General features: G+C 64.2%; 18 protein-coding genes. 5 read left to right on the plus strand and 13 right to left on the minus strand.

The annotated features are described in order from the left end of the window. The first annotated feature begins 79 nt into the window (after positions 1-79). Positions 80-1,555, plus strand: coding sequence for an AMP nucleosidase (locus ACFSX5_RS01220; protein ID WP_386831005.1), 1,476 nt, complete (start codon positions 80-82; stop codon positions 1,553-1,555). Positions 1,556-2,227: 672 nt separating this feature from the next. On the opposite strand, the gene eno is transcribed toward ACFSX5_RS01220, so the two are convergent. After that, the gene (gene eno, locus ACFSX5_RS01225; protein ID WP_386831007.1) at positions 2,228-3,505 is read right to left on the minus strand and encodes a phosphopyruvate hydratase; all 1,278 of its coding nucleotides are present in this window, start codon (positions 3,503-3,505) and stop codon (positions 2,228-2,230) included. 163 nt (positions 3,506-3,668) lie between these two features. On the opposite strand from eno, the gene ACFSX5_RS01230 reads away from it, so the two are divergent. Next, a complete protein-coding gene (locus ACFSX5_RS01230) occupies positions 3,669-4,094 on the plus strand; it encodes a VOC family protein (RefSeq protein WP_386831009.1) in 426 nt (141 codons plus the stop codon). Between the two features lie 11 nt (positions 4,095-4,105). Here ACFSX5_RS01230 and ACFSX5_RS01235 read toward each other — a convergent pair whose 3' ends face one another. From ACFSX5_RS01235 to ACFSX5_RS01245, 3 genes are all read right to left on the minus strand, one after another. After that, on the minus strand, positions 4,106-4,282 hold the full coding sequence (locus ACFSX5_RS01235) for a DUF4169 family protein (protein ID WP_386831011.1): 177 nt from the start codon (positions 4,280-4,282) through the stop codon (positions 4,106-4,108). A 305-nt stretch (positions 4,283-4,587) separates the two neighbouring features. Further along, positions 4,588-4,953, minus strand: a complete 366-nt coding sequence (locus ACFSX5_RS01240) for a hypothetical protein (protein WP_386831013.1) — start codon at positions 4,951-4,953, stop codon at positions 4,588-4,590. Positions 4,954-5,109: 156 nt separating this feature from the next. Continuing rightward, complete coding sequence (locus tag ACFSX5_RS01245) at positions 5,110-6,144, minus strand: UDP-glucuronic acid decarboxylase family protein (RefSeq protein ID WP_386831015.1); 1,035 nt, start codon at positions 6,142-6,144, stop codon at positions 5,110-5,112. A 227-nt stretch (positions 6,145-6,371) separates the two neighbouring features. Here ACFSX5_RS01245 and ACFSX5_RS01250 point away from each other — a divergent pair, with 227 nt between their 5' ends. Beyond that, entirely contained in the window at positions 6,372-7,139 is a 768-nt protein-coding gene (locus tag ACFSX5_RS01250; protein ID WP_386831017.1) for an NAD kinase, read from the plus strand. Here the strand turns inward: ACFSX5_RS01250 and ACFSX5_RS01255 are convergent. The 4 genes from ACFSX5_RS01255 to ACFSX5_RS01270 all read right to left on the minus strand — a co-directional run bounded on the left by ACFSX5_RS01255 (position 7,136) and on the right by ACFSX5_RS01270 (position 10,192). Next, positions 7,136-8,380 carry a DUF2336 domain-containing protein gene (locus ACFSX5_RS01255; RefSeq protein WP_386831019.1) on the minus strand — a complete coding sequence of 415 codons (1,245 nt, stop codon included), beginning with the start codon at positions 8,378-8,380 and terminating at the stop codon, positions 7,136-7,138. The two genes, ACFSX5_RS01250 and ACFSX5_RS01255, sit on opposite strands and share 4 nt — an antisense overlap. A 41-nt stretch (positions 8,381-8,421) precedes the next feature. Continuing rightward, positions 8,422-8,571, minus strand: coding sequence for a hypothetical protein (locus ACFSX5_RS01260; RefSeq protein ID WP_386831021.1), 150 nt, complete (start codon positions 8,569-8,571; stop codon positions 8,422-8,424). A 155-nt stretch (positions 8,572-8,726) separates the two neighbouring features. Beyond that, positions 8,727-9,536, minus strand: coding sequence for a transglycosylase SLT domain-containing protein (locus tag ACFSX5_RS01265; protein ID WP_386831022.1), 810 nt, complete (start codon positions 9,534-9,536; stop codon positions 8,727-8,729). 62 nt (positions 9,537-9,598) lie between these two features. Then, a complete protein-coding gene (locus ACFSX5_RS01270) occupies positions 9,599-10,192 on the minus strand; it encodes a nitroreductase family protein (protein WP_386831024.1) in 594 nt (197 codons plus the stop codon). A 164-nt stretch (positions 10,193-10,356) separates the two neighbouring features. On the opposite strand from ACFSX5_RS01270, the gene ACFSX5_RS01275 reads away from it, so the two are divergent. Both ACFSX5_RS01275 and ACFSX5_RS01280 read left to right on the plus strand, forming a co-directional pair. After that, positions 10,357-11,331, plus strand: a complete 975-nt coding sequence (locus tag ACFSX5_RS01275) for a hypothetical protein (protein ID WP_386831026.1) — start codon at positions 10,357-10,359, stop codon at positions 11,329-11,331. 73 nt (positions 11,332-11,404) lie between these two features. Then, a complete protein-coding gene (locus tag ACFSX5_RS01280) occupies positions 11,405-13,195 on the plus strand; it encodes a hypothetical protein (RefSeq protein ID WP_386831028.1) in 1,791 nt (596 codons plus the stop codon). Positions 13,196-13,284: 89 nt separating this feature from the next. Here ACFSX5_RS01280 and ACFSX5_RS01285 read toward each other — a convergent pair whose 3' ends face one another. The 5 genes from ACFSX5_RS01285 to thrS all read right to left on the minus strand — a co-directional run bounded on the left by ACFSX5_RS01285 (position 13,285) and on the right by thrS (position 18,450). Next, positions 13,285-14,286 (minus strand): NAD-dependent epimerase/dehydratase family protein, encoded by a 1,002-nt coding sequence (locus tag ACFSX5_RS01285; protein WP_386831030.1) that lies wholly within the window; start codon positions 14,284-14,286, stop codon positions 13,285-13,287. Positions 14,287-14,307: 21 nt separating this feature from the next. After that, entirely contained in the window at positions 14,308-15,651 is a 1,344-nt protein-coding gene (locus ACFSX5_RS01290; RefSeq protein ID WP_386831031.1) for a UDP-glucose dehydrogenase family protein, read from the minus strand. A gap of 144 nt (positions 15,652-15,795) precedes the next feature. Next, complete coding sequence (arfB, locus tag ACFSX5_RS01295) at positions 15,796-16,227, minus strand: alternative ribosome rescue aminoacyl-tRNA hydrolase ArfB (protein ID WP_386831033.1); 432 nt, start codon at positions 16,225-16,227, stop codon at positions 15,796-15,798. Between the two features lie 13 nt (positions 16,228-16,240). Then, positions 16,241-16,468 (minus strand): hypothetical protein, encoded by a 228-nt coding sequence (locus ACFSX5_RS01300; protein WP_386831035.1) that lies wholly within the window; start codon positions 16,466-16,468, stop codon positions 16,241-16,243. Continuing rightward, the gene (gene thrS, locus ACFSX5_RS01305; RefSeq protein ID WP_386831037.1) at positions 16,468-18,450 is read right to left on the minus strand and encodes a threonine--tRNA ligase; all 1,983 of its coding nucleotides are present in this window, start codon (positions 18,448-18,450) and stop codon (positions 16,468-16,470) included. The genes ACFSX5_RS01300 and thrS overlap by 1 nt, the downstream gene beginning before the upstream one ends. Positions 18,451-18,577: the final 127 nt, after the last annotated feature.

The raw sequence follows: 18,577 nt of genomic DNA on the forward strand, positions 1-18,577 counted from the left end.
TGCGTCCGCGCGTTGAAGCCGGAGCCGGAACCTGTCATGGAGACAGCACGTAGCCGTGCCAGATGATGCGAGACCTGCGATGACCCTGATATCCCCGCCCCGCCTCGAAACACAGTCCTTCACCGACCCCGCCAAGGCCTGGGAACATCTGGCTTACATCTACCATCGCAACACCCGTTTCATCCGCGACCATCTCGACGCACTGGCGAAGGGCAATGTGCCGGCCGGCCGCGTGCGCGCCTGCTACCCACAGGTGGAGGTGCGTTCCACCAGCTACAGCAAGCACGAGAGCACCCTGCCCTACGGCTATCTGCACACGCCGGGCCTCTATCGCACCACCGTCACGGCTCCCGACCTGTTCAAGGGCTATTTCCAGGAGCAGTTCGCCGTCATCCTCAAGAATCATGGCGGCACCATCGACATCGGCGAATCCGACACCCCCATCCCGCTGCATTTTGCGGTGCAGCCCAACGAACGAGTGGATGGTGACGCCCTCAACGCGCTCAATATCCCGCTGCGCGACATGTTCGATGCACCGGACTTGGCCAACACGGACGACGAGATCGCCAACGGCACCTATGTGCCGCCGCGCGGCGGGCCTTACCCACTGTCCTCGTTCACGGCGCCGCGCGTCGACTATTCGCTGTTCCGGCTGGCGCACTACACGGGCACCGACGCCGATCACTTCCAGAACTTCGTGATCTTCACGAACTACGCCTTTTATGTCGACGAGTTCTGCCGCATCGCCAAGGAGTACATGCGCTCAGGGCACGGCGATTACACGAGCTTCGTCGAGCCGGGCAATGTCGTGACCGACAACATGCTGCGCGGCGGCGGCGTAGCGGGCACGACGCCGGTCCGCGCGCCGCAAATGCCGGCCTATCACCTCAAGGCCGAGCGCGGCAAAGGCATCACCATGGTCAATATCGGCGTGGGGCCCTCTAACGCCAAGACCATCACGGACCATATCGCGGTGCTCCGCCCGCACGCCTGGATCATGCTCGGCCATTGCGCCGGCCTCAGGAACTCGCAGGAACTCGGCGACTTCGTGCTGGCCCACGCCTATCTCCGCGAAGACCATGTGCTCGACGCCGATCTGCCGCTGACCGTGCCGGTACCGGCCCTGGCGGAAGTGCAGGTGGCGCTCGAGCAGGCGGTGGAGGAAATCACCCAGACCGAGGGCGTCGAAACCAAGAAGATCATGCGCACCGGAACGGTCGCAACCTTCGACAACCGCAACTGGGAGCTGCGCGACCAGACCGAAATCGTCCGGCAATTGAGCCAGTCGCGTGCGGTCGCCCTCGACATGGAGTCCGCCACCATCGCCGCCAACGGCTTCCGCTTCCGGGTGCCCTACGGCACCCTGCTCTGCGTCTCCGACAAGCCGCTCCATGGCGAACTGAAACTGCCCGGCATGGCCTCGGACTTCTACCGCACCCAGGTCAACCGCCACCTGCAGATTGGCCTCAGAGCAATGGAGATCCTGCGCAACGAACCAGCCGAGCGCCTGCATTCCCGCAAGCTCAGGAGCTTCGCGGAGACGGCTTTCCAGTAAGCGGGGGGCTCGGCTCCATCCCCAAATCCGCCCACACCCCACGATCTGCCCTCGGGCTTGACCCGAGGGCCTCTCTCAATGGCGGTGGAGGTAGCGGCAGGTCCTCGGGTCAAGCCCGAGGACGGTCCGAGGAGGTGGAGGCATAGTGGCGAGGGGAACTCTGCGCTCGTTGCTGGCACGACGCCCCTTCTCCCCTTGCGGGAGAATGTGCCCGAAGGGCGGATGAGGGGGTGCCTCAAAACCCCACCAACAAGAAGCCCGGCGTCTCTGCGGGCCTTGCATCCATCGCCGCCTCTTGACGAGCCAAGTAGTCCCGAGTGGTTCCCCAGCCCCTCCACAACCCCGATACGTCCCTCCCCCTACTAGGGGGAGGTTAGGTGGGGGTACCTTCGGTAGGCCCTTCACCACCCTCACCCACACTTGATGTCACCCCCGCGAAAGCGGGGGCCCATCCCGAGATGCCTCAACCGCCGCCAGATGGTGGTGCAAGCATCTGAGGCTGGATTCCCGCCTTCGCGGGAATGACACCGCGTTTGTTGTGAAATCCCCCACCCAACCTCCCCCGCGGGGGAGGAGCCTATCGAGCTTGCCGCCCTGCCCAGCCCCTCCCCCCCCCCCGATGTGTCCCTCCCCGTACCAGGGCGAGGTTAGGTGGGGGTACCTTCGGTAGGCTCAGCGGCCCTTGACCACCGAGTAGCCCGCGTACTTGGCCGAGGAACCGAGCTGCTCCTCGATGCGGATCAGCTGGTTGTACTTGGCGAGACGGTCGGAACGGGAGAGCGAGCCGGTCTTGATCTGCCCGCAGTTCAGCGCCACGGCGAGGTCGGCAATGGTCGAATCCTCGGTCTCGCCCGAACGGTGCGACATCACCGAGGTGTAGCCGGCGCGGTGGGCGGTATCGACGGCGTCCAGGGTCTCGGACAGCGAGCCGATCTGGTTGACCTTGACCAGGATGGAGTTGGCGACGCCCATCTTGATGCCCGAGCGCAGGCGCTCGGCGTTGGTGACGAACAGGTCGTCGCCGACCAGTTGCACCTTCTTGCCAATGGCTTCGGTCAGGGCCTTCCAGCCGTCCCAGTCGTCCTCGGCCATGCCGTCTTCGATGGTGATGATGGGGAAGCGCGACACGAGGTCTTCGAGGAAGCGGACGTTCTCGTCCGAGGCGAGCGACTTGCCCTCGCCCACCATCTCGTACTTGCCGCCCTTGTAGTATTCGGTCGAGGCGCAATCGAGCCCGATGAACACGTCCTCGCCCGGCTTGTAGCCGGCCTTTTCGATCGAGCGCATGATGAAGCCGAGCGCGTCGTCGGCCGACTTGAGGTTGGGCGCAAAGCCACCCTCGTCACCCACATTGGTGTTGTGGCCGTCGGCGGACAGACCCTTCTTGAGGGTGTGGAAGATTTCCGAACCGATGCGGACGGCGTCGGCGAGGCTCGAGGCGCCGGCGGGCAGGATCATGAACTCCTGCATGTCGATCGGGTTGTCGGCGTGCTCGCCGCCATTGATGATGTTCATCATTGGCACCGGCAGCACATGGGCGTTCGGGCCACCGATATAGCGGTAGAACGGCAGTTCGCTCGATTCCGCGGCCGCCTTGGCCACCGCCAGCGACACGCCCAGAATGGCGTTGGCGCCGAGCTTGCTCTTGTTGGCGGTGCCGTCGAGCTCGATCATCGCCTGGTCGACTGCGAGCTGATCGAGCGCATCCAGACCCTGGATCTCCTCGAAGATGACGGTGTTGACGTTCTCGACCGCCTGGGTCACGCCCTTGCCGTTGTAGAGCTTGCCGCCGTCGCGCAGTTCGACCGCCTCGTGGGCACCGGTCGAGGCCCCGGAGGGAACAGCCGCGCGGCCGAAGCTGCCGTCATCCAGCACCACATCGACTTCGACGGTGGGATTGCCGCGGCTGTCATAGATCTGGCGGCCCTGGACATGGATGATGGAGGACATCGGCTAAGCCCTTTTTCTGGCGAAGTTTGGTGGGTTCGGCTTCTCCTAGACGCAGCCTATGACAAGGGAAAGAGGGTGGCTGAAATTTTGTCGTCCCTCAGCCGCCCTTGCCAGCGAACCGGCGCCCTGCTCTACCGGTATCGTTTCCAGAGGAGGATACGTCATGCCGCTCGTCAAACAGGTTGCCCACACCTGTATCTTCGCCCGCGACCTCGATGCCGTGGAGGCCTTCTACCGCGACATCACCGGGGTGGCGCCGAAGTTCGACTTCATGCGGGGTGAGGATCGGATCGGCTTCTATCTCGATTTCGGCAACCGGACTTTCGTGGAAGTCTTCCGGAAGGGCGAGTCGCGCTTCGACGAGACCAACCAGATCAACCATCTCTGCTTCGAGACCGACGACATCGACGCCTTCATGGCCAATGCGCGCAGCAAGGGTGTGTCGGTCACCGACAAGAAGCTCGGGGTTGATCACACCTGGCAGTGCTGGCTGGCCGACCCGAGCGGGGTGAAGCTCGAGATTTTCCAGTACACCGACAAGAGCATGCAGTTCGGCCCGGATGGTGTGCAGTGCCAGGTGGACTGGTAACGAAACGCAACCTAATCGTCGCGTTTATGTCCCTCGATCTGCCGCTCGGCACGTGCCTTCTCGGCGGCGTCGAGCTGCTTGTCGGCCTTGCTGCGGCCATGCAGTCGGCGGTTCTGCTCGGCCGTAACCGCCTTGTCGGCGCGGGCCTTCTGCTTGCGGACGGTGCGAAGATTGATGATGTCGGCCATGGGTGAACGATAGCACGTTCCCGATTGCTCTGGCACCAGGCCTTCCCACCGCGACTCTCCCCCGACGCGACTGGAGCACCCGCGCTTTTTTTGAGCCCCGTCAAGCCGCTGGCATGTAGGGTTCGGCAGTCGTGATTGCATTAACGACGCCGCGAGTTGCTCTCGCCTTCAGGCACAAAGCTGGCTAGAAGGCCAGCAAACGCACTGGTCGCGACACAGGCGACGCGTAGCCACTTGTTTATGGATGTCGTGGCATAGTCATCAGCGTAATCGAGTAGCGGTACATGCAGTTGGGGCGCGTGGCATTACTTCTGATGGGCGTCGCCAGCGTCTTGCTGGGCGGCTGGTCCATGTACTCGGAGGCCGGACCAGTTCTGCGCGGCGGACGAACGCCCCTCGAGCGCATTCAGGCACTTACCGGCCCTCAGGACCCGATTGGCGCCAGCGCTCTCACGATTCGCCATACGCTGATGGATTGCCAGGAGATCCTGCTGTCTTTCGATAGCGCCGCCATGCGCGCGCAGCCCGAACAGGTGCGTACCCGTTTGCTCGACCGGTGCGAGAGCATTGCCGGCCAAGCTCTCACGAGCATTGCTGCCGATGGGCAAACCGAAGCGGTGCTGGCGATGATTGCCTCCCGTCGCGGCGACCTCGCCGCCCTCGAGAGCCACCTTGCCCGCTCCCAAGCTCTGATGGCATCAGACTGCCCGGGCCACATTGCCGCCCGATTCCAAATTTCTCTCAAATTTTACGCAATTTGTACCGGTCGTGGAGCACGAGCCCGAGCGGCAAGGTCCGCGCCCGTTACCCTTGGCGGTTCTGCTGAATCAGCGCTGCCCGTGTACGACCGCGTTGCCGGGAATGGCTGCCGACCCGGCCCCCGGCTGGTAGGTCGGAAGTCGATCCGCCGCGAAGCCGCGGCCCGTGCCGAGCACCCCGTCGAAATACTCGATGGTCCGGGCAAGCCCATCGCGCAACTGCACGGTTGGCTGCCAATCCAGCACCGCGCGGGCCTGGGTGATGTCCGGGCGCCGCTGCTTGGGATCGTCCACAGGCACGTCGCGGTAGACCACGCGTGAACGCGAGCCGGTCAGTTCGATGACCAGATCAGCCAGCTGACGGATGGTGAACTCATGTGGGTTGCCGGTATTGATCGGGCCGGTGACTTCGGGGCCGGTCGCCATCATCCGCATCATCGCGTCGACCAGATCGTCGACATAGCAGAAGGATCGGGTCTGGCTGCCCGTACCGTACACGGTGATGTCCTCGCCCTTCAGCGCCTGGACGATGAAGTTCGACACCACCCGCCCGTCGGCCGGGTGCATATGCGGCCCATAGGTATTGAAGATCCGGACCACCTTGATGTTCAGCTTGTGCTGGCGGTGGTAGTCGAAGAACAGCGTCTCGGCGCAGCGTTTGCCTTCGTCATAACAGGAGCGCGGCCCGACCGGGTTCACATTGCCCCAGTAGCTTTCCTGCTGCGGATGCACATGCGGGTCGCCATACACTTCCGAGGTCGAGGCCTGCAGGATCGGCACGCGGAGGCGCTTTGCCAGGCCCAGCATGTTGATGGCGCCCATGACGCTGGTCTTGACCGTCTGCACCGGATCGAACTGGTAGTGCACCGGCGATGCGGGGCAAGCCAGGTTGTAGATCTCGTCGGCCTCGACATAGAGCGGGAACGTCACGTCGTGCCGGAGCAGCTCGAAATTGTCATGGTTCAGAAGCGGAAGGATGTTGGCGCGCGAGCCGGTAAAGAAGTTGTCGACGCAGAGCACCTCGTGGCCCTGGTCCAGCAGCAGTTTGCACAGATGGGACCCAATGAAACCCGCCCCGCCTGTTACCACCACGCGCTTCGTCATGCCCTGCCCTCGCTGCTTGTGTGTCGAGGGCTGGCCGCGGGATTACCTCGCCGGAGCAGCCTCTTACCCTCCGCCGCACAACGCCGGGCCTGTACGGTCGCTGCCGCCGTACCGATGTGATTAACATGGATCATAGTACCAGCGTCGCATGCGGCGGCGAGCGCGGCGCCACTGTCTGGCTCGAGACGGGCCAGCGTGATAGGCAGCGCTGAACCACGGAGGGCGTCTTGGCAATTCGGACTCTCAGTTTCGTCACGAATGGCACGCCGGAAGCGGACGCCGTCGCCGACCGGCTCCGCCAGCGCTATGGCGACCATCCGCTCGACGCCGCCGATGTGGTCATCGCTCTGGGTGGCGACGGGTTGATGCTGCAGACCCTGCACCGGGTAATGGGCACCGATACCCCGGTTTACGGGCTGAACTTCGGCACCATCGGGTTCATGATGAACCCGTTCTCCGAGGACGACCTGCTGGAGCGGCTGAAGTCGGTGCAGCGGACCGAGATTTTCCCGCTCTCCATGGCGGCCACCGACGCCTCCGGCCAGCAGCATCAGGCGCTGGCGCTCAACGAGGTTTCACTGTTCCGCTCGACCTATCAGGCGGCCAAGATCCAGATCATGGTCGATGAGGCTGTGCGGCTCGACGAGCTGATCTGCGATGGCGTGCTGCTCGCCACGCCGGCGGGCTCCACTGCCTACAACCTCTCGGCGCACGGCCCGATCATCCCCATCGAGGCGCCGCTCCTCGCCCTCACGCCGATCTCGCCTTTCCGGCCCCGGCGCTGGCGGGGCGCGATTCTGTCGAACCGGGCCCGGGTGCGCTTCGTGGCCCGGGAAGCCGAAAAGCGGCCGGTGAGTGCCGTGGCTGACAATGTTGAATTCCAGAACGTCGTCGACGTGACCGTGCAGGAAGACCGCACCAACGGAGTAACGCTGTTGTTCGACCCCGGCACGGGCCTCGAGGAGCGCGGGCTGATCGAACAGTTCCGCTACTAGGCGGCAGGCAGCAGCCGCCGTTCGTCCGTCACGGGAAGAGCGACAGCGGTGCCCTGCCCTTCTGGTCCGGTGAAGGCAGACATCACCTGCCGGGCCGCCTCACGAGCCAGGCGCACATTCTGCTCGCTCAGATAGCTGAACGCTTCTTCGAGATCCGCGGGGATACCATCGTCGTATTCGGCAATCAGTTCTTCTAGTACCACGGTGATCACGTAATGCCGTCCGGCAACGTCGCTCGCCAGATCGACGGTCCGGGCGTGCCGAATGAGCTGAACCAGAACGCCGCGCACGGGATCGGACACGCTACACGCTGCCAGCAGGGCCTGCAGGGCCGCCCGGCTACCGGTCTCCAGCAGGTTCAGCACCTTCCGCCGCGGCGTTTGCGCGAGTTGCGCCAGGCATTCGGCAAGGAACAGCACCTGGCCACTGACCAGCGCATGCAACAACAGCCTGGTATTGAGTTGTTCGGCTGCCGCCAGCGCCGAAGCATAATGCGCATTCTCCTGCGCTGCCGCTTTTTCGCCGATTGCAGCGATGGCCTCGTCTTCGCTCGCGCGGAACAGCCTGTCGAGGCGGGGAGCATGGAGGGCACCGCGCACGATGCGGGCCTGGCGGAGATCGCTGGCAGCGTAGCGGACCAGCAGCAGACGCGCATCCGGGGGCAGGTCTCGCCGCGCCAGCAATGCCCCTCGAAGCTCGCAATCCCTCCCCTCGCTGTCGGCAAGACGAAGCAAAACCTCAGCGGGAACCGGCACGTCCGTGCGCCGCAACAGCAGCAATTGTGCTTCCCGCATCCCGCTCCCGATCAAGGCGGCGGCGAGCCTTCCGCTGATCTGCGATCGCTGACACAGTGCCAGCACCATCGGCAACGGCGCGCCAGGAACCAACGGCAACAGGTCGGCATCCAGCAGCGCCGGCGAGTACTGAGCAATCGCGCGGGCGATAACCGCGCTGTCGCGGAGAAGCGCGAGCACGACGGCCCTCGGTGCGTGAGCCGAGTGGAGCAGGCCGTACGCCAGGGCGGCGCGAACCTTTACCGACGGATCATCAAGAAAGCCGATCAGCACGGCATAAAGCGCGGCATGCTCGTCGGCCGGCCCGGTATGATCAAGATAGCAGAGAGCCGCCAGGTGCGCGGCACGGGCCCGTTCCTCGCTGTCCCGAGACGAGGTGAGGGCAACGAAGTCACTCAAGGCAATCATCGGGGTCTCCGCGAACCACGCGAAGACCTTAGGCGGCAAGTTTTAAGGAACCGTTCACCACGTTTGGACGGGGCGGATCGTCAGACCGCGGCGCCCAGCAGTGCCAGAACCTGGAAGACCGCCAGGCCCGTCGCGCCGACCAGCAGCCAGCTGGCAGATGCGGCGCCGACAATCACCAGCCCGCGGGGTACCGCGGTAGCAGTGTGATGATTGGCTGCGATGTCACGCATGGGTTCCTCCCTTGGCTCGCAACCGAATTTGGGCGGCGGCCCTTAATCGATTGTCACCACGGATACGCCGGCTTGCTTCTATCGGCAGTATTTGCCGGCGTTTCCTCAGTGATCGTTTCTCCTCAGTAAACGCGTTCGCGAGAGTTTTAGTTCAGCTACTGCGCATAGAGTTGCGTGAAGAAGGCAGCGTCGCCCGCTTCGCCGGCCGCGTCCGATTGAGCGGGCTCTGGAACGTTCCTGAACAGACCCGTGAAGGACATGTTGGCGGGGGAAAAGCGGGACGAAACGACAGGTGCTTCAGTCACCGGGGGAGACTCCCCGGCCATCTGCTGCACGGAAAAGGCAGGATTGGTGCCAATCCCTTCGTGCTTGGCCACGAGCACCCGATACACATCCCGGATCGAGCGCGGCGCGCCATTGTCGTAAAAGATGGCGCGGTTTGCGGCGGCCTGCCGCGGAAACAGATTGGCCGCGATCTGGTCCGGGTTGGACAGACCGGCCGTGAACAGCTTCTCGGCGCCCTGAGGTCCGAGAAAGTGAGCGATATAGAGCTCCCCTGCACTCGGCATCCGGCCGAAGCGGGCGGTCAGATAATCACCGTTGGACTTGGTGAAGGCTGCCGCCATGTCGGCTGCAATCTGCGGGTCGGTCCGCAGGCTCAGAATCTGCGACCGGAGTTGCGGGTCGCGGACCACGTAGTCGCCATCGGCAGTACGCTGGATGGCATCGGCGTACTGGCCATAGCCGAGCCGCGGGCCATCCTCCTTCATCACCTGCAGCCAGGTGCTCTCCAGGAACTGGAATAGACCGACGGCGGAGGAGGTCTGCGCCTTGGCTTCAGGATTGAGGCTGCTCTCGCGCACGGCGGTCTGCAGCAGGTAGTCGAAGTCGACGCCGCTACGGTCGCCGGCAGCCGTAAGGACATAGGCGAGGCTCTGGGGAATGGATATCGGCTGCACGCCCATGCCCGGCGGAGCTCCAGAGAATCATGAACCTCACCTTAGCATCGAGGATGGTTAACCGGCTGTTAACCATAAGCCCGGTCCACACCCCATTCCCGCACGACGTCGCTGAGCTGCGGCCGATCCCGGTCTTCGATGACGGCAGTCGCGGTGCCGATATGGACGAAGCCGACGAACCGCTCGCCCTCCCCTGCCCCCAACGTGGCAGCGGCCTCGGCGTCGAAAGTGTACCAGCGGGTCACCCAGGACGCGCCGAACCCGAACGCCGCAGCGGCATGCAGAAGGTTGAAACACACATTGCCGGCAGACAACACCTGCTCGATCTCGGGCACTTTCGGATCCTCCACTGGCACCGACAGCACGCCAACGGTAAGCGGCGCGGGCAGGAAGCGCTGGCGCTCGGCATCGAGGCTCGCCTCGTCGATATCCGGGTTTCGGCGCCTGGCAATCTCAGCCAGCTTGTCACCCACCTGAGCCCTTGCCGCGCCGCGATAAAGCACCAGCCGCCATGGAGCGAGCTTGCGATGGTCGGGAACGCGCGTCGCAATGGCCAGCATCTCTGCGAGCACCGCCTCATCCGGTCCCGGCTCCTGGAGGAAGCCGATACCGACCGAGCGCCGGGTCTTGAGATGGTCGCGTAGCGCGGCGTTCACGGGCATTGGCAGACTCCTTTTTTGCATTCCTTAGCGCGGGGTGGAGGCAAGGGCCAGCATCCCACCTCGGGCGGAAATTCCACCGCAGCGGTTTTCATCAACAGGCACCTGTGACACAGCTTCTCCCCAATCGCCGCTTAGGAGCGCACCGATTCAGGAGTGTCTGCGCAATGCGTTTGCGACCGCTGTTCGCTATTCTGGTCGTACTCACTGCAGGGCTGGCGTCTGGGCCGTTGCAGCCCGTGCACGTCCTGGCGCAAGAGGAGGCGGAGATGCCGCCCCTCCCCCGACCGCGCCCCGACCCTGATGCTCTGCCGACTGACGGCGGCGCACCCGTAAACCAGGTCACCCCGGCAACGGATGCCATCGACGCGGCGACAGCCGCGCCACAAGCCGTCGTGTTGACGGCACGCATCACTCCCGACGGCGCACCGATTCCCGAAGGACTGGTCTGGCGCATCTTCGAATCCGAACCGGACAGCAACGGCGAGCTCGCGCTGCTTGCCAAGTCGGAATCCGGAGAGGCGAGCATCGAACTCGAGCCGGGGCAGTACGTGGTCCACGTGGCCTATGGGCGGGCGCAGAGCAGCGAAACAGTGACCATTCAACCGGGCCAGGGCAGCATTGAGATGGTGCTCGGTGCCGGCGCCTTGCGGCTCAACGCCGCTGTCACAGGGGAGGTCCCGATCCCTCCAGGCCTACTCGCCTTCGACATCTACACCGACCAGGAAGAAGTGGCTCGTGGTCTGATCGCCGAGGCCGTTTCGCCCAACGAGATCGTCACCCTCAACTCTGGCACCTACCACGTGGTCTCCCGCTTCGGGGAGGTCAACGCCACCGTGCGCGCCGACCTGCGCGTGGAGCCGGGGCAGATCACCGACGCAACGCTTTATCATCACGCGGCGCAGATCTCGTTCAAGCTGGTGTCCGAACAGGGAGGCGAGGCGATCGCCGACGTCGAGTGGACCGTCAAGACCGCGGATGGCACCACCGTGTTCAGCAATCTCGGGGCCTTCCCGACGACCGTGCTTGCCGAGGGCGACTATCTGGTGCTCGCGAAGCTGGGCGAGACAGTCTACAATCGGGAGTTCCAGGTGCAGCCCGGCCCGCCACGCGAGATCGAGGTTCTCACCTCCGTCTATTGACCGCTCTCAGCAGGCTTGCCGACCAGGAGCGCTTCCTTCAGATTGCAGCCGCTTTTGCGAACTGGAGACGTCAATGTTCCGCCCATCGCACTCCCCTCTGGCCGCGATCGCGGCGGCCTGCCTGCTGACCATCGCTCTCTCCGCGGGAACAGCGATGGCACAGAAGACCAAGTCCAAGGCGCCAGCGGAAGCGACCGCAACTGCGTCCATGCCGGACGTGCGTGTCGATATTCCCGAAATCATCACCGCTGACTCCAGCGTCGACGAAGCAACCCTGCGGGACATCTTCAGCGGCGAGTTCGTCGACAATGCCGAGGCGCTGGCGGAGTTGACCGCAAGCAGCATCGAGATCCCCGAGATCTCCATTCTGGTGAGTGCAGAAGTGGACGGCGAGACGTCCGAAAGCACGCTCACAATCAGCGACATCAGTTTCCTCGATGTCACGGATGGCGTTGCAGCTACCGTATCTCTTGGCAGCTTCGAAATGTCCGGTGACGAAGACGCCACTGGCTCGTTCGGCGCGATGGAAGCCACCGACTTCAACATCGCTGCGCTGCTCGGGCTCTACGGGCTGGTCGAGACCGGCAGCACCGAGATGGAGACGCTGTATTCGAGCTTCAACTTCGAAGGCGGCACCGTGAGCGCCCCCGATGGCGAATGCACCATGGGTGGCTTCAGCGGCTCGGAGGTGCGCGTTCGTCCAGTTTCCTTCTCCTTCGCCGAATTCTTCACCCTGGTGGAGCAGTTGGAGGCGGCCGGTGACGAGCCACCGCCGGAACTTATCGGTCAGGCCATGCGCATGTATGCCGAGTTCCTGACCGCCATGGAGGCCGAGCCGATCAGCTTCGAGGGCTTCGGCTGCGCCTTCGAGAGCGAGGACGGCGAGGAAATCACACTCAGCGTCGGCCCTGGCAAGGCCAGCGCCTTCACCGCGGGCCACTACCCGTCGATAACCCTCAACGACATCGACATGGCCGTTGTCGATGATGGCCAGATCTCCATCGGCGAGTTCAGCTTCAAGGGCATGGACCTGACCAGCGTGGTGGATGCACTCCGCTCGGCTCCCGACACCGTCGACGCGAACTGGTTCGAGGCCAATGCTCGTGCGTTCATTCCGGCCTTCGAGGGGCTGTCCTTCGCCGATGTGTCTGTCGACATCCCGGATCCCGACGCGCCTGCGACCCGCATCACCGGTTCGCTGGGCCTGTTCGACCTGACGCTTGGCGACTATCGCAACGGCATTCCCGCCAGCATCGCCACCAGCCTCGAAAATCTGGTGGTCGACCTGCCGGAAGACACCGAGGACGAGTCGATCCAGCAGTTGATCGCCATGGGCATCACCAGCATCGATGCCGGCTTCAATCTGGACCTTGCCTGGGACGAGGCCGCCAACAGCATCGCGATCAGCGATCTCTCGGTTTCGGCGGCCGATCTCGCGACTCTGGCCGTCACGGGCACCATCACCAATGCCACTGCCGACCTGTTCGACGTGGACCCCGACAAGGCGCAACTGGCAGCACTTGCCCTTTCGGTGTCCGACCTGCAGCTCGAGCTTGTCGACGCGGGCTTCTCGGACATCGTGCTCGAGCAGGCCGCCGCCGAACAGGGCGCCACCCCTGCCGACCTGCGCACGGTGTTCGCCGGCATCGCCCAGGGCACGATCCTTGGCCAGCTCGCAACGACCGCCAACGCGCAAGAGGTGGCCCAGGCAGTGAGCGCGTTCGTTCAGGGCACCGCCAGGACGCTGCGGATCGAGCTGGAGGCCAAGCAGCAGCCCGGTCTCGGCCTGGTGGACTTCCTGTCGGCGAGCGAGAACCCGACGGTACTGCTCGACAAGGTAAATGTGAGCGCCGAAGCCAACTGACCACAAGGGCCACCTCCGGGTGGCCCTTTCGTTTCAGCGCATCGCAGTCACGGCCGTGCCCAACGGCCCCGTCCAGCAGTTGTGCCGGCCTACTCGTTCGCCCTGTAACTCGAGAACCACTCGACAAATCTCTGCACGCCCACTTCGAGTGGCGTGGTTTGCATCGGGCCGATGAGCCGGTGCAGCAGGCCGGTGGCTGCCTCGGTGGCGCCCACGTCCCCCGGTTGCATCGGCAGGAGGTTCAGCACCGCCTTGCGGCCCAGCGCGGTCTCCAGCGCCGCGATGAAATCCATCAGTTCCACCGCCTTGCCGGCCGCGACATTGACGATGCGATATGGCGCCACCGGCGAAAGGCTGTCGTTTTCCACCGGTAGCCCGCGTTGCGGCGTCACCGGGATCAGCCGCACCACCGCATCGGCAAGGTCATCCACATAAGTGAAGTCGCGCCGCATCCGCCCGTAGCCATAAACATCGATAGGCCGGCCGGCGCTGATCGCCGAGGCGAACTTGATCGGCGCCATGTCGGGCCGGCCGTAGGGGCCATAGACGGTGAAGAAGCGGAAGCAGGTGGTCGGCAGGCCCCACAGGTGCGAATAGGAATGCACCATCGCCTCACCGGCCTTCTTGGTCGCCGCATAGAGCGACACCGGGTGGTCGGCGCGATCGGTTTCGGCAAAGGGCATCTTCATGTTGCCGCCATAGACCGAGCTGGTCGAGGCAAAGATCAGGTGCTTCACCGGCGTTTGCCGCAGCGCCTCGAGCAGGCTGGCAGTACCCACGATGTTTGACTGGATGTAGCTGCCGGGAGATTCGAGGCTGTAGCGCACCCCCGCCTGCGCGGCGAGATGGATCGCCACATCGGGCTTTTCAGACCGCAACAGTGCCGACAGGCCCTCCTGGTCCTCAAGCATGCCTTCAACGAAGCGAAAGCCGGGCTCCTGCTCCAGGATCGCGACCCGGCCACGTTTCAGCGCCGGGTCGTAATATGCGGTGAGCCCATCGAAACCGACGACCTCATGCCCCTGGGAGAGCAGCAGCCGGCTGACATGAAAGCCGATGAACCCGGCGGCACCGGTGACGAATATCTTCACCGGCACCCATCCTTGGGTCGGTCACTCGGCCGCCTGCGCCAGCGATTCCGCCAGGACCGGCTGCGGGCGTCCGATGCTGACATAGCTGAAGCCATGCTTTGCGACCTCATCGTGCCGATAGACATTGCGCAGATCCACCAGCACCGGCGTCTTCATGCCCCGCTTCAGCCGGGCCAGATCAAGCGAGCGGAACTCGTTCCATTCCGTCACCAGCACAACGGCATGCGCGTCCTGGGCAACGGCATAGGCGCTGTTAGCAAACTCGACGCCCTCGATCAATTCGCGTGCTGCCTTCATGCCCTGCGGGTCATAGGCCACGACGCGCGCCCCCCGATCGAGCAGGCCGCGGATGATGTCGATCGACGGAGCCTCGCGCATGTCGTCGGTGTTCGGCTTGAAGGTCAGCCCGAGCACCCCGATAGTCTTGTCGCGCACGTCGCCACCGCAGGCCGTGATCACCTTGCGCGACATGGCGCGCTTGCGCTGATCGTTCACCGAAACGGTGGTTTCCACCAGTCGCATCGGGCTGTCGAAATCCTGCCCGATCTTGACCATGGCCAGCGTATCCTTCGGAAAGCAGGAGCCGCCATAGCCCGGGCCGGCATGAAGGAACTTGCCGCCGATCCGGTTATCCAACCCCATGCCGCGCGCCACCTCCTGCACATTGGCGCCGGTGGCCTCGCACAGGTCGGCGATCTCGTTGATGAAGGTGATCTTCATGGCGAGGAAGGCGTTCGCGGCATATTTGGTCAATTCCGCCGTCCGCCGGTTGGTGAACATCAGCGGCGCCTGGTTCAGATAGAGCGGCCGGTATACTTCGGCCATCACGGCGCGTGCGCGCTCGTCCTCGACGCCGACCACGATGCGGTCGGGCCGCTTGAAGTCTTCGATCGCCGCACCTTCCCGCAGGAATTCCGGGTTCGACACCACGGCGACGTCGGCATCGGGATTGGTGCTGCGGATGATGTGGGCCACCTCGTCACCCGTGCCCACAGGGACGGTGGATTTGGTCACCACTACGGTGAAGCCACTCACCGCATGGGCGAGTTCCTTTGCAACGCCGTACACATAGCTCAGGTCCGCATGACCGTCGCCACGGCGGCTCGGAGTGCCGACGGCAATGAAGACCACGGCTGCATCCCGCACGCCGTCTTCCAGTTCGGTGGTGAAGGAAAGCCGGCCCGCAGCGGTATTGCCCGCGACCAGCGCCGCCAGGCCCGGCTCGTAGATGGGAATCTCGCCACGCTCGAGGGCCGCGATCTTGCTGGCATCCTTGTCTATGCAGACGACCTCGTGTCCGAAATCGGCGAGGCAGACGCCGGTCACCAGGCCCACGTAGCCAGAACCCACCACTGCGATCTTCACGCTGTTCTCCCTTAACCACACAGTCCTGTCGGCTGACTGCGTTGGTCAAGCCCGTTCTACTTGGCAGGGCGGACTACACAGCACCGTGAGTGGTAAGTCGGAAATATGATACAGGTTGCATTGCGTGTGATTTCAGCAACGCAATCAATCATCGGGGCGGGGATTGCCGCGCATGCGCTTCACCCCGGAGCGGATGGATTTTCCCTGCAGCCGGCGTTGCCGCGACGCCAGGGTTGGCCGCGTGGCGATGCGGGCCTTGGGAGCATGGGCGCCCTGCCGGAGCAGGTCGATCAGCCGGGACAGGGCTTCCTGGCGGTTCAGCGGCTGGTCGCGGTGGCTGTCGGCGGTGATCACCAGCACCCCATCCTTGGTCAGGCGCCGGCCGGCCAGCGCCACAACGCGCCGCTTCATCGGCTCGGGAATGGACGGGGAATCCATCAACCTGAACCGAATCTGAACGGCACTTGCCACCTTGTTGACGTTCTGCCCGCCCGGTCCTGACGCCCGCACGAACGTCTCCTCGATCTCGGAGGGATCGAGGCTGACGGAGCGGGTGATGACGATCGGCTCGGCCATGATCGCCCCCTGGCTAGCGCTTCCAGCGGCCCGCGAAGATGATCTCGCCCTCGTGGACGGTGAGCCCCTTGATGGTCGCCCGGTACTTGCCCGGCTGGTCGGCCGGCACGACCCAACCCTTCTTCAGCATGCCGGCGAACACCTTGTCGCCGACATCCTTGAAGTCATCGGGGCCGAGCGCATTGTCCTCCCCCAGATGGGAGAGGACCTTGAGCTCGCGGTTGGACGGCCGCTGCGGCATCAGGCAGCCGCCTGTTCCTTGAGGTCGGGCGGCGTGGCTTCCGCAACCAGCGACACCAGCGCATCCATGAAAGGCTGCACCCGCTGGCCCTCGGTGCCGAGGCGGCGGACCGACACCGTGCCCTCCTCGGCCTCGCGCTTGCCGACCACGAACATCAGCGGCACCTTGCCGACCGAGTGCTCGCGCACCTTGTAGTTGATCTTCTCGTTGCGGGTGTCGAGCTCGGCACGCAGGCCCGCGGCGCGCAACTGGCGCACCAGCTTCTCGGCATACTCGTCGGCCTCGGAGACGATGGTCGCCACCACCACCTGGGTCGGAGCGAGCCACATCGGCATCTTGCCCGCATAGTTCTCGATCATCATGCCGATGAAGCGCTCGAGCGAGCCGAGGATAGCGCGGTGCAGCATGACCGCGTATTTCCGCGAACCGTCATCGGCGACATAGGTGGCGCCGAGCCGTTCCGGCAGCACATAGTCGAGCTGCAGCGTACCCACCTGCCAGGAACGGCCGATGGCGTCCTTCAGGTGGAACTCGAGCTTGGGTGCGTAGAAGGCGCCCTCCCCCTCGGCGATCTCGAAGTCATAGCCGGTGGCGCGCAGGGCGTCGCCCAGCGCCTTCTCGGCAGCGTCCCAGCGCTCGATGGTGCCGCCGAACTTTTCCGGCCGCGTCGCGAGCTTGATGACCACGTTGTCGAAGCCCATGTGGGCATAGACCGAATACAGCAGATGGACGAAATGCTCCGTCTCGCTCTGGATCTGGTCTTCGCGGCAGAAGATGTGGGCGTCGTCCTGGGTCATCTGGCGCACGCGCATCAGCCCGTGAAGGGCCCCATGCGCCTCGTTGCGGTGGCAGCAACCGAATTCGGCCATGCGCAGCGGCAGATCGCGATACGACTTGATGCCCTGGTTGAAGATCTGCACGTGCGCCGGGCAGTTCATCGGCTTGAGCGCCATGAGCTCGCCTTCGCCGGAGAGCACCGGCCCCTCGTCCTCGGTGTTCGGCACCTCGTCGGGCACCACGAACATGTTCTCCCGGTACTTGCCCCAGTGGCCGGACATTTCCCAGAACTTCGAACTCATCAACTGCGGGGTTTTCACCTCGACATAGCCGGACGAATTGAGACGCCGCCGGATATAGGTCTCCATCTGGTTGTAGAGCACGTAGCCGCGCGGGTGCCAGAACACCGAGCCCTGCGCCTCCGGCTGGAAATGGTAGAGGTCCATTTCCTGGCCGATCTTACGGTGATCGCGCTTCTCCGCCTCCTCCATCATGTGGAGGTACTCGTCGAGTTCCTTCTGCGACGGGAAGGCGGTGCCATAGATGCGGCTCAGCACCGGGTTGTTGCTGTCACCACGCCAATAGGCGCCGGCTACCTTGGTCAGCTTGAAGGCGGCGCCCACATCCTTGGTGGAGCGCATGTGCGGCCCGCGGCAAAGGTCGAACCACTGGCCCTGCTTGTAGATCTTGATCGACTGGTCCTCGGGGATCGCGTCGACGAGTTCGACCTTGAAGTCCTCACCCTTCGACTGGAACACCTGCTTGGCCTGGTCGCGCGTCCAGATCTCCTTGGTGAACGCCGCGCCGCGCTCGACGATCTCGGCCATCTTCTTCTCGATGGCCGGAAAGTCCTCTTCCGAGAACGGCGTGTCGCGCTTGAAGTCGTAATAGAAGCCGTTCTCGATCACCGGGCCGATGGTCACCTGCGTGCCGGGCCAGAGCTCCTGCACCGCCTCGGCGAGGACGTGCGCGGCGTCGTGCCGGATCAGCTCCAGCACATCCTTCGACCCGCTGTCGCGCGTGACGAACTCGATCCTGCCATCGCTTTCGAGCGCGTCGGACAAGTCGCTCAACGCGCCGTTCCAGCGCATGGCGACGGTCTTCTTGGCCAGGCTCTTGCTGATCCCCTCCACGATCTCGGTGCCGGTAGTGCCGCGCGCGAATTCGCGAACAGCACCATCGGGGAACGTCACCTTGATCGACATCGGAAGTCTCCAGAACTCATGTTGGCTCTGTCGCACGACCGCCGCGCGACAAGGGCGCCTGTCTAGCACGATTGAGCGGTATTTCCAGCCTTGTGCCCGCGACCTCGTGGTTCGACGGACTCACCAT

The organism is Devosia albogilva, assembly GCF_042685625.1.
In the GTDB taxonomy this organism is placed as follows: Bacteria; Pseudomonadota; Alphaproteobacteria; order Rhizobiales; family Devosiaceae; genus Devosia; species Devosia albogilva.

Coding starts and splice junctions, on each gene's coding strand:
- ACFSX5_RS01230 (WP_386831009.1), top strand. CDS start 3,669: ATGCCGCTCGTCAAACAGGTTGCCCACACCTGTATCTTCGCCCGCGAC.
- ACFSX5_RS01260 (WP_386831021.1), bottom strand. CDS start 8,571: ATGCGTGACATCGCAGCCAATCATCACACTGCTACCGCGGTACCCCGC.
- ACFSX5_RS01280 (WP_386831028.1), top strand. CDS start 11,405: ATGTTCCGCCCATCGCACTCCCCTCTGGCCGCGATCGCGGCGGCCTGC.
- ACFSX5_RS01270 (WP_386831024.1), bottom strand. CDS start 10,192: ATGCCCGTGAACGCCGCGCTACGCGACCATCTCAAGACCCGGCGCTCG.
- thrS (WP_386831037.1), bottom strand. CDS start 18,450: ATGTCGATCAAGGTGACGTTCCCCGATGGTGCTGTTCGCGAATTCGCG.
- ACFSX5_RS01235 (WP_386831011.1), bottom strand. CDS start 4,282: ATGGCCGACATCATCAATCTTCGCACCGTCCGCAAGCAGAAGGCCCGC.
- ACFSX5_RS01220 (WP_386831005.1), top strand. CDS start 80: ATGACCCTGATATCCCCGCCCCGCCTCGAAACACAGTCCTTCACCGAC.
- arfB (WP_386831033.1), bottom strand. CDS start 16,227: ATGGCCGAGCCGATCGTCATCACCCGCTCCGTCAGCCTCGATCCCTCC.
- ACFSX5_RS01245 (WP_386831015.1), bottom strand. CDS start 6,144: ATGACGAAGCGCGTGGTGGTAACAGGCGGGGCGGGTTTCATTGGGTCC.
- ACFSX5_RS01265 (WP_386831022.1), bottom strand. CDS start 9,536: ATGGGCGTGCAGCCGATATCCATTCCCCAGAGCCTCGCCTATGTCCTT.
- ACFSX5_RS01300 (WP_386831035.1), bottom strand. CDS start 16,468: ATGCCGCAGCGGCCGTCCAACCGCGAGCTCAAGGTCCTCTCCCATCTG.
- eno (WP_386831007.1), bottom strand. CDS start 3,505: ATGTCCTCCATCATCCATGTCCAGGGCCGCCAGATCTATGACAGCCGC.
- ACFSX5_RS01275 (WP_386831026.1), top strand. CDS start 10,357: ATGCGTTTGCGACCGCTGTTCGCTATTCTGGTCGTACTCACTGCAGGG.